We start from the raw sequence: 14,257 nt of genomic DNA, 5'->3' as shown, positions 1-14,257 counted from the left end.
TCCCTATTTTTTCAGAGCCCGAGCAGAGTGGGCTCGCCTTGTTCCGGGTTGGGGTCTCGGCGAGGCTTGTAACCTCTGGCCTCGCCGAAACGCCTCTTTGTCTCTACTGCTGTCCTTGGATTGAATCTTTCTGTCCCGGAAAATAAACACCTATGATTTTATCATGTATAGAAGAATCTGTATCAGAATTTGAGACTGGCGGTAAACTCTACGGTGAACGGCCGTATGTAGCTGCCGGCCATGACGTGTCCGGCATATTGCCCGGCATCCTCTTTCTCGATGAGCTCGGCACCGGCGATACTACCCTTGGCACCCGTTTGGTTGAGGAAGTTGACTACGGTGCAACCCAGAGCCAGCTTCTTGTTTACCTGCCAGTTTACTCCGCCGAAGGTCTCCCAGCGGCCGTTGAAGTAGTAGGCGTCGTTGATGTTGGCGTAGGTCTTGCTGAAGTAGCGGAAGCTGGTCCAGATCTTCAGGTAGTCGGTAATCATGTAGCTGGGGTCGATCTCGATGATGATTTGCGGAATCTCGGCTACGATGTTGCCCGTGGCGTTGATTTTACCCACGTAACCGTCGGAGAAGGTGACCGAAGTCTCGTACTTCTTGTAGGTAGGTTGCTGGTAGGTAAAGAGGAAGTGCAGGTCGAAGCCCTTGAACGGTGTGGTTACCACGTCGGTGGTCCAGCCCAGCGTCTGTATGTCGAAGTTGAGCGGTGCGGCCATAATCTCGGTTTGTCCGGCCGGGGTCTTGTGCTGCAGGTTCAGTGTCGAGTTGTTGTTGGTCTTCGAGATGTAGGAGAAGAGCGAAGTCAGGCTCAACCAGCTGTTGTTGTAGTAGATACCGGCGCGGCCCAGCGGTACCGAAATCTCACCCACGTTGGGGAGCGTGGCCGGAGCGAAGTTCTCGATTTTGGGGTGCTGGGTGATGTAGGTGAAGTCGCCCGTGAATCCGAACTGCTTGTTCAGTTTGTAGGTGACAGCGGCGGTGAGGGCATAGTTGAACCAGTCGTGGTCGATGTTGGTGGGGGCAATCAGCGTCACACCGTCGGGGGCCGTAGCACCCAGGTAGTAGTTGGCAAAACGTCCCACATAATTGCCGGAGGCATCCTTTACGGCAGCGTTCTCACCGCGCAGAGCCTGGTATTCGAGACGGGCACCGTAGTAGAGGTTCAACCGGTCGGTGATGTTCCAGTCGTGCGTGAAGTAGAGGGCTACCTTGTTTTCGAATCCCTTGTAATACTCCGAAGCGTTTTTGTTGAAGTCGTAGTAGTATCCGTTACCGGCATAGGCACGGTCGGCGTATGTGGCAAAGTCGGAGTTGAAGAGGCGCACGGGATAGCTGCCGTCCATGGGTACCGACTGGTCATACATGGTGGTCGACGAGGTATAGTCGATGTGGTAGTACCACTCGTTCACACCCAGCCTCCACGTGCTGTTGGCCGTTTGGCGAGAGAGTTCGCTGGTAAACATCAGCGAGTTGATGAAACCGCGGTTGAGGCACGACATACGGCTCTGCACATAGTCGCCGGTGTAGGGTTGCAGGCTGCCGTCGGCCGCTTCGTACTGGTAGTTGATGCCGGCTTCGTTCTGGTCGAGCGACATGGGCGTCTGGTACACGCACGAACCGGTCGAGTGGTCGTACTTGACGATGGCTTTCCAGTTGAGTCCGTTGTCCCACGTGTAGTTGTTCATCAGCGTAACCATGCTTCCCAGGTTTTGGGTGGCGTCGTAGAGGTTGGTCTTCTTAACCTCGCCGGTGCGCATGTCGCGATATACCATCTCGTTGTCGACAGGCAGGTAGGAGGTGGTACCCAGGGCAAAGTCGCCGAACTCGCGCACGCTACCGTCGCCTACATAGATGAAGGGGGCCGATTGCGTGGCATAGTTGTAAACCGGGTGGCTGTTGCTGTAGTGGTAGATGGCGGTCAGTTCGCCCCGGTTGTCATTGTACTTCTTGGTGAGGGCTACCTTGTAGATTTGGGTACGGTCCTGGAAAGGAGTCGATTTGATTTTGAAGGTTCCCGGGTCGAAATCCTGGTAGATGCTGCCGCTGTAGTACCAGTCTTTGCCAATGCCGCCGTTGACGTTGAGCGAGAACTCCTGCATGCCGAAGTGGTTGCTCTTGTAGTTGAGCGTGCCGTGGAATCCCTTTTCGCCCAGTTGCGTGAAGGAGTTGACGGCATAGCCGATGTTACCGGTCGTGATGGCCGTCTCCGAGATTTTGAGAAGTCCCACATGGCTGAGGCTGGCGTCGGCACGCCACAGCGAGTTGACGGAGTGGGGATTGGTGGCGTAGGTCACGAGCATGCCGTTTTCGAGCACGTTGACATCGGCCGAGGGTAAACCTATTTGTATTTCGCGGGGCCCGTTGGCGCTGGCTGCGTTGAGCATCACATTGCGGTTGCCCTCCTCTTTAGAGGTAGAAGCATTTTCGCTCTGGTTGGCATCTCCTTTTTCTTGTTCTTGTGCCATTGCGCTTCCACAAGTCAGGGTCACGAGCAACAGGGCTGTGCCTGCTTTTAGTAGAATTTGATTTACAATACCTTTTTTCATGGTAGCATAAAAATAAAATTTGTGTTAAGTTCTTGTTTTTGGCTTAGCGAGAGCAAAAATAGAAAATGGTTCACGCCGGTACATAGAACAAATGTTGCGAAAGCTCCTAAAAATGTTGCACGAAACCTCGTTGATAGTGAATGTAACATTTTTAATAGTCTTGGAGCGGGCCATTTAAAGCGGCAGCACCCGGTCTCACGGGGTGTGAGCGGGTGCTGCGGTATGCGTTGGATGTATGGATGGGTCGGGAGGTCAGGGAGCCACGACGCCCAGCTCGGCTACCGAGGTCTGGGCTCGGCCGTCGATCTCTTCGAGGGGCTCGAGTTTCAGGTATCGGGTTTGGGGGATATTCTCCAGCGCGACCACCTGGGGGATGGGGTTGTTCTTGATGTTGCTGAACTCGCCGTTTGTGACAATGCGCTCCCACGTCTGGCCGTCGTTACTGCGGTAGAGGTGGTAGCGGAACAGGGTTCCCTCGGTGTTGCCTTCGGCTACGGGGGTGTAGCAGAATCCTGTTATCGCCTTGGGTTCGCCCAGGTCGACGACGATGGGCACGAGGCCCTCGCCACGGGCGGCGGTAGTGCTGTTGCCGTCGATGGCCTGGGGGGCGGGCTGGTTGCCCAACCGGCAGCTCTTGGGGGTGATGAGGTTCAACCCCTCGGTGTCGGTGGTTTCGATGATGGGTTGTGCATAGTAGAGACCCACGCGGGCAATCGAGAAGTCGGCCCTCGAGCGGTCGATGGTTACCCGCAGTTTGTCGGCCACGAGGTTGTCGAACCGCACGAGTCGTTTGTAGCCCACGGTGGTACCTTGGGCAATCGGGAGCCAAGTGCCGTCGATCGAGGCCTCTACGGTGAAGGCTTCGATGCGTTGCCCCTGCTCGATGTCCTCTTGCAGCATCAGGGTATTGACGGGGACGTTGTCCTGTATCTCGATTTCGAACGAGTCGCCCTCCCGGCCGGTAAACGTGCGGTTGCCGGCGAGGCTGTAGTCGGTAGCGAAGGTGCGTTGGATGTACTGCCCCAGTTCATGCAGCCGCCGGGCATCGTTCTCGTGAATGAGGCCCCGGGTGTCGGGCGGGATGTTGAGCAACAGCACCGAGTTGTAGCCCACCGACTCGAAATAGATGTCGACGAGGCGGGCGAGCGATTTCACCTGATTGTCCTCGGCCGGGTGATAGAACCACCCCGGACGGATGGAGACGTCGACCTCCGACGGGTACCAGAATAGCTCGTTGGCCCGGGCCAGCAGCTCGCGGCTGCCCAGGTCTTCGCTCTTGTTGGCCAGTCCCAGAGCCTGGTTCACGCTGTCGGCCCGCTGATAGATGCCCGGCACGAGAGCCGTGGCGCTCCACTCGGTCTCCCGGCCGAATCCCTTCTCGTTGCCTACCCACCGCACGTCGTCGCCCATGATGGCCATCACGGCGTTGGGTTGCAACCGTTGTATGGTCTTGTAGAAGGCATCCCAGTCGTAGACCTGTTTCTTGCCGTTGGGGCCTTCGCCGCAAGCACCGTCGAACCACACTTCGTGAATCTCGCCGTAGTGGGTGAGCAGCTCGGTGAGCTGTTGGATGAACAGCTGGTTGTAGCGGGGCGAGTCGCCGTAGCACTCGGCATTGCGGTCCCAGGGCGAGAGGTATACACCGAACTTCAGACCGTATTTGTCGCAAGCCTCCTTCAGCTCTTTCACCACATCGCCTTTACCCTCTTTCCAGGGCGACGAGGCTACCGAGTGGCGCGTGGTTGCCGTGGGCCACAGGCAGAATCCGTCGTGATGCTTGGCCGTGAGGATGACCATCTTGAAGCCCGCCTCCTTGAGCGTGCGGGCCCATTGCTCGGCGTCGAGCTGGGTGGGGTTGAAGAGGCGGGGGTCTTCCTGGCCGTCGCCCCACTCCTTGTTGGTGAAGGTATTGATGCCGAAGTGCAGGAAGGCGGTCAGCTCCAGTTGCTGCCATTGCAACTGCTGGGGCGACGGGGTCAGGCGCGAGGCCATGTCGACTTTCTGTTCGAGGGTGGCTCCTTCGGGAAATACGAGATGCTTTTCGTAATACTGGGTTTTGCTCGACTGGCAGCCCATGAGCAGCAGCCCCAGTAAAGCAGCGGTGATGCAGGTGTGTTTCATTGCGGGTAATTCGTTGTTTATGGTCACAAAGATAATGTTTTTGTCCAAAGAAAACAGAGCGAGGGGAGACTTCGTCGGATAAAATCGAGTAGGGGGGACGAAGAGGCACCGGCGGTCGTTGGTGAACCCGGGCAGGGAACCGTCACAGATTGGTCCGGCTGCCCCCCGAGTTGCGGGCAATGAGTAGGTCGTAGATGTGGTTGGCAAACTGCCGGCCCACGGGCAGCAGTGTCTCTTGCCCGGCGAGTTTGATTTTCTTTTTGGAAAACATCTCCACGCGGTCTATCGGTACGATGTAAGAGCGGTGTATGCGCAGGAAACTCTCCTCGGGCAGAATCTCCTGAAGGGCCTTCATGTTGGTGCGCGACAGGATGTAGCCGCCGCTCTCGCGGAAAATCTTGGTGTAGTTTTCCATCGCTTCGATATAGAGAATATCGTTGGTGGGGATGGTCACGTTGTTGTATTCCTGCTTGACCACGATGCTGTCGGGGGTGCGGTCGCGCTCGGTCTCGATGCGGCGGATGGCCTTCTCGACCGCCTTCTCGAACCGCTCGTAGGCAAAGGGCTTGTGCAGGAAGTCGACGGCGTCGAGCTCGAAGCCGTTGAGGGCATACTGGGCGTGAGCCGTGGTGAAGATGAAACAGCACTCCTCGGGCAGGTCGCGGGCTATGTCGAGGCCGCTGATGCTGTTCATCTCGATGTCGAGAAACACCAGGTCGGGCTTGCGGCGGCGTATCTCCTCGAGCCCCACGAGGGGTTCGCTGAAGGTGGTCAGCTCCAGCCCGCCGAATCGTTCGCAGAACTGGGTGATGACGAGCAGAGCCAGAGGCTCGTCGTCGATGGCTATGCAGGTGGCTTTTTTCATTGTAGTTGAATAGTCAGTCGGGTTTTAAACTGGTTGCCTTCCCGGCCGGTCGTGAGCGAGAAGCGGCCGGGGTAGAGCAGCTCCAGCCGTTTGCGGCAGTTCTCGATGCCGATGGCCGGGGTCGGCTCCTTCTTCTCCTTCATAATGGTGTTTTCGGTCTCGAAGTGCAACACCCCCTCCTTCACGGCAATCTGGATATAGATGGTGCAGTCGACATCGGACGAGGTGCCGTACTTGAAGGCATTCTCGACAAAGGTGATGAGAATCATGGGCGGTATCTGGGCCTGCTCGTCGTCGGTCTCGGTGTGGAAGTCGATGTGGGTATGGCGGTTGAGGCGCAGCGACTGCAGGTCGACATACTGCCTGATGTATTCGATTTCGTTGCAGATGGGTATGGTGTCGAGTGTAGTCTGGGTGTACATGTACTTGAGGATGTCGGAGAACTGGATAAAGGCCGACTCCGTCTTGTCCGATTTGGTGAGCACCAGCCCGTAGAGGGCATTGAGCGTGTTGAAGAGGAAGTGCGGGTTGATCTGTGCCTTGTAGAGCGCCAGCTCGGCCTTGTTCTTCTCGGCTTCGATTTCCTGCTTCGAGAGTATCTGCTTGAAGAGCTCGAACATCAGCTCGATGGCCAGGCTGAACCCCGTGACTACGAAAAAGAAAAACCAAACGCTCAGGCTCCGGATGTGCTGGCGTATGCCCCAGTCGCGAGGCGACTCGATGAAGTCGTCTTTCGGGATAGGTATCTGGCTGATGGCCCAGGTGATAAAGATGAGGACCACCATGAGCAGCACGACGAGCCTGAACTGCCGCTGCATGATGAGCCCCGGTATATTCACCTTGCGGTAGGTGAAATAGAGCAGATAGACGTAGACAATGAGCAGGAGCATGAAGTAGGTGTGGTGAATAATCCACTTCTCTACCGGTACCAGCATGATGAGGAGTGGCAAGATGATAAAGCTGAAAATCAAGTCGATATAGATGCTGATGCGTGTGTAGTTGGTCATGGCTCTGGTATTTGCGTGGTGCGAAGGCGGCCCCTCGCATTATCACAAAGGTAGTTTATTTTTAAGAATCTGCCGTGCCGTTAGGCATCACTTTTTTGCCGTTTATCAATAAATGTTCCGATATTGTGAGATAGTTTATAAATTTGAGAATTGGTTTAAGATAGGTATTTTCTATTCCATACGCATTATTTAGTATTTATCACATAAAACAGCAACAATGAAAAAGATTATCATTCTGGCTATGGCAGTCTTGCCTTTGCTTGTGGCATGCAAGGAGCAGAAATCGAGCGAGGGTGCAAAGTACAAGCTACTGACCGTAGAGCCTAAGAATCAGACATTGACATCGGACTACACGGCAACCCTCCGCGGCCGTCAGTTCGTAGAGGTACGGCCGCAGGTGAGCGGCATCATTACCGAGATTCGCATCGACGAGGGCGATGTCGTGCGCAAGGGGCAGACCCTCTTTATCATCGACCAGGTGCCCTACAAGGCAGCCCTCGAGACAGCGGTAGCCAACGTGCGCAGCGCCGAAGCCCAACTGGCTACGGCCCAGCTCTCGGCCGAGAGCAAGGAGGCGCTTTACAAGGAGCGGGTAGTCTCGGAGTTCGATTTGCAAACAGCCCAAAACACGTTGGCCGAAGCCAAGGCCTCTTTGGCTCAAGCCAAGGCCCAGGAGGTGAATGCCCGCAACAACCTCTCCTATACCGAGGTGAAGAGCCCCGTCGACGGCGTGGCCAGCATGATTCCCTATCGGGTGGGGGCGTTGGTCAGCAGCTCCATTACCGAGCCGCTGGTTACCGTCTCGGACGATGCCGAGGTCTATGCCTACTTCTCCATGACCGAGAGTCAGATACTCGACCTCATTCAACAGTATGGTTCGCTGCAGAAGGCCAAGGAACAGATGCCCGAGGTGAAACTGCTCATGAGCAACGGCAGCACCTATGCCTTGCCGGGAAAAATCGACGCCATCAGCGGTACGGTCGATGAGGGTACGGGTGCCGTAAGCCTGCGGGCTGCCTTTGCCAACCCCGACGGGCTGTTGCGCAACGGCGGCAGCGGTTCGGTAGAGATTCCTACCGTCTACAAGAACAGCCTTGTGATACCCAAGACAGCCACCTACGAGTTGCAGAACCGCATCTTCGTGTGGAAGGTAGTCGACGGCAAAACCCAGTCGGCACCCATCACCGTCTATAAATACGACGACGGGCAGAACTACATCGTGCTCTCGGGCCTGACGGTAGGCGACGTAATCGTGGCCGAGGGTGCCGGTCTGCTGCACGAGGGTATCGCCATCGATATAGAACAGTCTACAACCCAGCCAAACGATAGTGCCTTATGAAGATAAGAACCTTTATCGACCGTCCCATCTTTGCCGGGGTTATCTCGGTATTGATTCTTATCCTGGGAATTATCGGTTTGACTCAATTGCCTATCGAGCAGTTTCCCGAGATTGCTCCGCCTACGGTGAGCGTATCGGCCTCCTATACCGGAGCCAATGCCGAGACGGTGCAGAAGAGTGTGGTGGTGCCTCTCGAGGAGGCCCTCAACGGTGTGGAGAACATGACCTACATGACCTCTACCTCGTCCAACAACGGCTCGGCCCGTATCACGGTCTACTTCCGTCAAGGTACCGACCCCGATATGGCTACCGTGAACGTGCAGAACCGGCTGGCTTCGGCACAGGGTTTGCTGCCGGCCGAGGTAACCCGCAGCGGTGTGAACGTGCGCAAGCGCCAGACGAGTAACATCAAGCAGCTGGCCGTCTACAGTCCCGACGATTCGTTCGACCAGGCTTTCCTGGCCAACTATATGAAAATCAACATCGAGCCTCGCCTGTCGCGTATTGCCGGCGTGGGCGAGGTGAATGTGTTCGGTTACGAGTATGCCATGCGCATCTGGCTCGACCCGAGCAAGATGAAGAAGTACGGACTCGTTCCCTCCGACATTACCGGCGTGCTCGACGAGCAGAACATCGAGGCCGCTACCGGTACGTTGGGAGCCGAGGCCGAGAACACTTTCCAATATGTGCTCAAATACCGGGGCCGTTACGAAAACGAGGTCGACTATGAGAACATGGTCATCAAGTCGCTTCCCGGTGGCGAGGTATTGCGCCTGAAAGATGTGGCCACCATCGAGCTGGGTACCCGTTCCTACGACTACATCGGCGAGGTGAACGGTCACCCGGGCTGTATCATCATGATTTCGCAAACCTCGGGCTCGAACGCCAACGAGATTATCGAGGAGATAGACCGCTCGTTGGCCGAGATTTCCAAGACCCTGCCCAAGGGTATCAAGATTGTCGACCTGATGAGTACCAAGGACTTCCTCGACGCCTCGATCAAGAGCGTGGTCAAGACCCTCATCGAGGCCATTCTGCTGGTGGTACTGGTGGTCTATATCTTCCTGCAGAGCTTCCGATCCACCTTTATACCGACCGTCTCCATTATCGTGTCGCTGGTGGGAACCTTTGCTTTCCTCTATCTGGTGGGCTTCAGCCTCAACATGCTTACGCTGTTTGCTCTCGTGCTGGTTATCGGTACGGTGGTCGACGATGCGATAGTGGTGGTCGAGGCGGTTCAGGCGAAGTTCGACGAGGGGTACAAGTCGGCCTACCTGGCCACCATCGATGCCATGGACGGCATCACCTCGGCTCTGGTTACGACTACCTTTGTATTCATGGCGGTGTTCATCCCCGTGAGCTTTATCGGCGGTACCACGGGTACCTTCTATACGCAGTTCGGTCTCACGATGGCGGCGGCCGTGGCCATCTCGCTGCTCAACGCCCTGACCTTGAGTCCGGCCCTGTGTGCCCTCATTATGACACCCCACCAGACCGGGGCCGACGGCAAGAAGCTCAGCTTCTCGTCGCGCTTTCACATGGCCTTCGATACGGCTTTCCACCGGCTGGTGATGAAGTATAAAGGGGGCGTATTCTTTATGATCAAGCGCAAATGGCTGGCCGGCGTGCTGCTGGTGATTGCCTGCGTGGGATTCTTCGTGCTGCTCAAGACCACCAAGACCGGTCTGGTGCCCAACGAAGATATGGGTACCGTCTTTGTCGACGTGCGTACCTCGCCGGGTAACAGCATATACGAGACCCGCAAGGTCATCGAGCAGGTCGATAGCTGTCTGCGCACGATTCCGCAAATCGAGGTGCTCTCGAGCATTACCGGTAACTCGATGCTGAGCGGGCAGGGTGCCTGCAACGGTATGTTCACCATCCGGTTGAAGGACTGGAGCGAACGTCCCAAGAAAGAGGATGCCGTCGATGCCATCATCGAGGAGATACAGCGCCGCACGGCCTTCATCTCGAGTGCCGACATCATGGCCTTCACCCGACCCATGATTCCGGGTTATGGCGTGAGCAGCGGTTTCGAGGTCTATGTGCAGGACCAGAAGGGCGGCACGATTGAGGACCTGCTGAAGTACACCCGCAACTTCCTTACCGAGCTCAACAAGCGGCCCGAAATCGGACGGGCCACCACCTCGTTCGATACCAAGTTCCCGCAATACCTCGTCGAGGTCGATGCCGCGTTGTGCAAGCGCAACGGCGTGTCGCCCACCGACGTGCTCAGCACCCTCTCGGGCTACATCGGCGGTAACTATGCGTCGAACATGAACCGATTCTCCAAGCTCTACCGCGTGATGGTGCAGGCTCCGCCCCAATACCGGCTCGACACCGAGGCGCTCAACAACATCTTCGTACGCAACGATGCGGGCGAGATGAGCCCCATCGCCCAATACCTGAAACTCACCCGCATCTACGGCTCCGAGGTGTTGACCCGTTTCAACCTCTTCTCGGCCATTCAGGTGAACGGTGCACCGGCCACGGGCTACAGCTCGGGCCAGGCCATCCAGGCGGTGAAGGAGGTAGCTGCCCAGACCTTGCCTACGGGCTACGGCTTCGAGTTCGGCGGCATGTCGCGCGAGGAGTCCAGCACGGGCAATACCACGACGCTGGTCTTTGTCATCTGCGTGGTCTTCATCTACCTCATTCTGTGTGCCCTCTACGAGAGCCTCTTCATCCCGCTGGCGGTGATTCTTTCGGTACCCTTCGGTTTGGCCGGCAGTTTCCTCTTTGCCAAGATGTTCGGGCTCGAAAACAACATCTATCTGCAGACGGGTCTGATCATGCTCATCGGTTTGTTGTCGAAGACGGCCATCCTCTTGACCGAGTATGCCTCGGAGCGTCGCCGTCACGGCATGACCATCTCGCAGGCAGTCATCTCGGCGGCTCAGGTGCGGTTGCGTCCTATCCTGATGACCTCGCTCACCATGATATTCGGTATGTTGCCCATGATGTTCGCTTCGGGCGTAGGGGCCAACGGCAACATCTCGATTGGCGTGGGTACCGTGGGCGGTATGCTCATCGGTACGATAGCCCTGCTCTTTATCGTGCCGGTGCTCTTCATCGTGTTCCAAACCCTGCAGGAGAAGCTCATGCCCGAGCGTAAGTTGCCCAAGATAGAAGAAAAGAAATGATACGACTTCCTGAATCACCATTCGATATGAAAAAGATATTTATAGGTTTGTTTCTGTTGACCGGCCTGGCCGGTTGTCAATATCGGACGTACGAACGTCCCGCGATTGCCGAGACCGACAGCCTCTACCTGCGCTCGACCGCCTCGGCCGATTCCGCCTCGATTGCCGACCTCTCGTGGAGGGAGCTCTTTACCGACCCTCTGTTGCAGAATCTCATCGACAGCGGCATCGCCAATAATACCGACCTGAACATCGCCCGCCTCAAGGTGGAAGAGGCGCAGGCGTTGCTCACCGCTTCGAAGTTGGCCTACCTGCCATCGGTATCGCTTACCCCGCAGGGGACCCTCCGCAGCGTCGAGGGCGGTAGCACTACCAAAAGCTACGACCTGGCCGCCTCGGCCGATTGGGAGATCGACCTCTTCGGCCGCATCACCAACGCCAAGCGCGAAGCCAGAGCGGTGCTCGAGCAGAGCGAGGCCTACCGGCAGGCCGTGCAGACCCAGTTGGTGGCTACCATTGCCAACAGCTATTACTCCCTGTTGATGCTCGACAAGCAATACGAGATAAGCCGCTCGACGGCCGAACTGTGGGCCGAGAACCTGCGGGTGATGCGTGCCTTGAAAGAGGCCGGACAGACGACCGAGATGGCCGTGGCCCAAATCGAGGCCAGCAAGCTGGCGGTCGATGCCTCGCTGCTGACGATGCAACAGCAGATTACCGAGATGGAAAACTCCATCTCGTCGCTGCTGGGCGATGTGCCTCGGCAGATTGAGCGCTCTACGCTCGATGCCCAGTCGTTCCCCGACACCCTGTCGGTGGGTGTGCCCCTGCAACTGCTGCAGCGGCGCCCCGATGTGCGTCAGAGCGAGGCTGCCCTGGCTGCCGCTTTCTATGTGACCAACCAGGCCTATGCCGCTTTCTACCCCTCGATTACCCTCAGCGGGTCGGCCGGCTGGACCAATGCGGCCGGTGCCGTCATCACCAATCCCGGACAATGGCTCTTCACGGCTGTGGGTTCGCTGGTGCAGCCGCTCTTCAACCGGGGGCAGAATGTGGCCAACCTGAAGGTGGCCAAGGCACAGCAGCAGGAGGCGTTGCTCACTTTCCGCCAGTCGTTGCTCGATGCCGGTACCGAAGTGAACAATGCCCTGTTGCAATGGCAGACGGCCCGGCAACGGCTCGTGATAGACCAGCAGCAGATAGCGTCGCTCCAGTCGGCCGTGCACAGTTCCGAGCTCTTGATGCTGCACAGTTCGCAGAACTACCTCGAGGTGCTCACCGCCCGGCAGACACTGCTCGAGGCCGAGCTCTCGGCCGTCTCCGACCGCTTCGACGAAATACAGGGGGTCATCAATCTCTATCATGCCCTGGGCGGCGGATATTGATACATCGAATCCTGCAATAAAAAAAGGCGAGGGCGTCCGGCTTCACAGTCGGGCGCCCTCTATGTGTAGGGTTACTTATGATGAAGAGTGGTTTTTCCGTTTTATTCGCCAGTGGTCTCGAGCTGTTTCGATTGACGGTGAACGACCCGCCAGATTTGGGCCAGCCGCCACATGCGTCGGGGGCGGATGAGCCACCGATAGTCCGAAGCCAGAATAGCCAGTAGAATGACGATGGCAACGATGACGGCATAGCCGTAGACCTCCTTCAGGCTCACCAGGAGTATCTGCCGTTGAAACTCGCTGTACAGCGTCATGAACGAGTGGGCCATGGGGTGCATGGCATCGATTTCGCCGCCCAGGGTGGCCGTGTTTTCCAGACTTGCGTATTTGAGCAGTCGGGCAAGAATGGCCGAGTTGAGCGGAGCCCCGAAGCTGGTGCGGATAAAGCCGATGACACACATGGCCTCGAAGTAGTGCACGAAGGTCACGCTTCCGGTCAGTGCATAGGTGAGCGAGGTGTATACCAGGCTCACTCCGGCCCCTTTGAATACCAGCGGCAGGTAGAGCATGTACTTCTCGGTCGAGGCGTCGATGAGGAAATAGAGCATCACCTGATAGAGCAGAAATGAGAAGAAGCCGGCAAGCACGATACTCTTTACCCGCCATTTCCAGCGGGTCAATGCCAGGTAGAAGATGCCGGTACCCACCGCTATTCCCGTGAGTACACCCCAGTTCAGGTCGGCATTGTGGCGGGCGTCGAACCCCAGTATCGAGTTGGTGAAGACATTCTGGGTCGAGGTGGCTGTGGCCGACATCAGGGTCATGCACCCGAACAGAATAAAGATGAACAGCATGTTGTGCTGCGAAAAGGCTCCCAGACTGATGTAGGGGTGACGTATGGTGGCGGCCCGCTGGATGCACAGTATCAGCAGCACCACGGCAAAAAGCAGGGCTACCCGTATGGGTTCGCCGTCGAGCCAGTCGTAGTGGTCGCCGTATACGCAGATGAAGACGATGCAGAGCAGCCACAGGCTCCACAGGATGCCGCCCAGATAGTCGATGCCCTTGAACGGGATATAGGGGCTCTGCCGGTAGTTGCGCCGCATGCCGAAGTAGACCAGGGCAAAGACCACGATGAAGGCGCCTATCGTGATGCGGTGCATGGCCCGCCAGTCGAAGGCATAGAGGCTGTACCCCGTGACGATGTTGGCCAGTTGTACGCTCCCCAGCACAAAGGTGAAGAGGAAGGGGAAGAAGACGGCAAAGTCGCGTTTGGGGGTAATCTTGAGCTGTACGTTGCTCCAGCAGACAAAGGTGCCTACAATCTTGAAGAAGCCGCTGACAAACGAGAGCAGCACCACCAGCGGCAGAAAGTCGCAGACCATGCACAGGTAGTCGCTCACGATGAAGACCCCGGCCGAGAAGAGCAGCAGGCTGCGCGGCTGGAAGCGGAACAGAATGCGGAACAGCAGCGGAAAGGCCATGGTCAGTCCCGTCATCGAGGCGTAGCCGGCCATCATGATGTCTTCGGTAATCCACGACAGGCTGCCCGACATCTCCGAGACGGCCGACATGTATACGCCTCCCGAAAACATGTAGACGATGATGATGAAGAGGATGAGTGGAAAGCGCAGCGGCAGGGGGATGAACTCCTTCCACACCTGGATGCGGCGGGCCGAGGCTACCTCTTCGGGCGATGGTATGGGTGCAGGCATGGCGTCAATAGTTTAGGGACTGTCGTTTAATTCCGTCATTATGAGTCAATCGGCAGACTGTCCCGGTAATTTTTCCGATCGAACTCATCTTTTTATATTTTCGGCTCCGTTTCGGAGCCCCTTTTTTCAT

General features: G+C 56.9%; 8 protein-coding genes. 3 read left to right on the top strand and 5 right to left on the bottom strand.

Going from position 1 to position 14,257, the window contains the following annotated elements:
• Positions 1-182 precede the first annotated feature (182 nt).
• From B5F38_RS11985 to B5F38_RS11970, 4 genes are all read right to left on the bottom strand, one after another.
• Positions 183-2,471 carry a 2,6-beta-D-fructofuranosidase gene (locus tag B5F38_RS11985; RefSeq protein ID WP_087409446.1) on the bottom strand — a complete coding sequence of 763 codons (2,289 nt, stop codon included), beginning with the start codon at positions 2,469-2,471 and terminating at the stop codon, positions 183-185.
• Between the two features lie 333 nt (positions 2,472-2,804).
• Positions 2,805-4,673: an alpha-L-fucosidase gene (locus tag B5F38_RS11980; RefSeq protein WP_087409473.1), complete on the bottom strand. Its 1,869-nt coding sequence runs from the start codon at positions 4,671-4,673 to the stop codon at positions 2,805-2,807.
• A 142-nt stretch (positions 4,674-4,815) separates the two neighbouring features.
• The gene (locus B5F38_RS11975; protein ID WP_087409445.1) at positions 4,816-5,538 is read right to left on the bottom strand and encodes a LytTR family DNA-binding domain-containing protein; all 723 of its coding nucleotides are present in this window, start codon (positions 5,536-5,538) and stop codon (positions 4,816-4,818) included.
• The gene (locus tag B5F38_RS11970; protein ID WP_087409444.1) at positions 5,535-6,545 is read right to left on the bottom strand and encodes a histidine kinase; all 1,011 of its coding nucleotides are present in this window, start codon (positions 6,543-6,545) and stop codon (positions 5,535-5,537) included. The genes B5F38_RS11975 and B5F38_RS11970 overlap by 4 nt, the downstream gene beginning before the upstream one ends.
• Before the next feature lie 217 nt (positions 6,546-6,762).
• On the opposite strand from B5F38_RS11970, the gene B5F38_RS11965 reads away from it, so the two are divergent.
• The 3 genes from B5F38_RS11965 to B5F38_RS11955 are packed head-to-tail and all read left to right on the top strand — an operon-like array spanning position 6,763 to position 12,412.
• Complete coding sequence (locus tag B5F38_RS11965; RefSeq protein WP_087409443.1) at positions 6,763-7,884, top strand: efflux RND transporter periplasmic adaptor subunit; 1,122 nt, start codon at positions 6,763-6,765, stop codon at positions 7,882-7,884.
• The gene (locus B5F38_RS11960) at positions 7,881-11,027 is read left to right on the top strand and encodes an efflux RND transporter permease subunit (protein ID WP_087409442.1); all 3,147 of its coding nucleotides are present in this window, start codon (positions 7,881-7,883) and stop codon (positions 11,025-11,027) included. Before B5F38_RS11965 ends, B5F38_RS11960 begins: the two co-directional genes overlap by 4 nt.
• Before the next feature lie 26 nt (positions 11,028-11,053).
• The gene (locus tag B5F38_RS11955; RefSeq protein ID WP_087409441.1) at positions 11,054-12,412 is read left to right on the top strand and encodes a TolC family protein; all 1,359 of its coding nucleotides are present in this window, start codon (positions 11,054-11,056) and stop codon (positions 12,410-12,412) included.
• 101 nt (positions 12,413-12,513) lie between these two features.
• Here B5F38_RS11955 and B5F38_RS11950 read toward each other — a convergent pair whose 3' ends face one another.
• Positions 12,514-14,127, bottom strand: a complete 1,614-nt coding sequence (locus B5F38_RS11950; protein ID WP_087409440.1) for an MFS transporter — start codon at positions 14,125-14,127, stop codon at positions 12,514-12,516.
• Between the last annotated feature and the right edge of the window lie 130 nt (positions 14,128-14,257).

This window comes from Barnesiella sp. An22 (assembly GCF_002159975.1).
In the GTDB taxonomy this organism is placed as follows: Bacteria; Bacteroidota; Bacteroidia; order Bacteroidales; family Barnesiellaceae; genus Barnesiella; species Barnesiella merdigallinarum.
The sequence above is the reverse complement of the archived record's forward strand: the minus strand, read 5'-3'. Positions and strand labels throughout refer to the sequence as shown.

Excerpts from the sequence above, each read along its gene's own strand:
- B5F38_RS11985 (WP_087409446.1), bottom strand. The coding sequence starts at position 2,471 with ATGGCACAAGAACAAGAAAAAGGAGATGCCAACCAGAGCGAAAATGCT.
- B5F38_RS11980 (WP_087409473.1), bottom strand. The coding sequence starts at position 4,673 with ATGAAACACACCTGCATCACCGCTGCTTTACTGGGGCTGCTGCTCATG.
- B5F38_RS11975 (WP_087409445.1), bottom strand. The coding sequence starts at position 5,538 with ATGAAAAAAGCCACCTGCATAGCCATCGACGACGAGCCTCTGGCTCTG.
- B5F38_RS11970 (WP_087409444.1), bottom strand. The coding sequence starts at position 6,545 with ATGACCAACTACACACGCATCAGCATCTATATCGACTTGATTTTCAGC.
- B5F38_RS11965 (WP_087409443.1), top strand. The coding sequence starts at position 6,763 with ATGAAAAAGATTATCATTCTGGCTATGGCAGTCTTGCCTTTGCTTGTG.
- B5F38_RS11960 (WP_087409442.1), top strand. The coding sequence starts at position 7,881 with ATGAAGATAAGAACCTTTATCGACCGTCCCATCTTTGCCGGGGTTATC.
- B5F38_RS11955 (WP_087409441.1), top strand. The coding sequence starts at position 11,054 with ATGAAAAAGATATTTATAGGTTTGTTTCTGTTGACCGGCCTGGCCGGT.
- B5F38_RS11950 (WP_087409440.1), bottom strand. The coding sequence starts at position 14,127 with ATGCCTGCACCCATACCATCGCCCGAAGAGGTAGCCTCGGCCCGCCGC.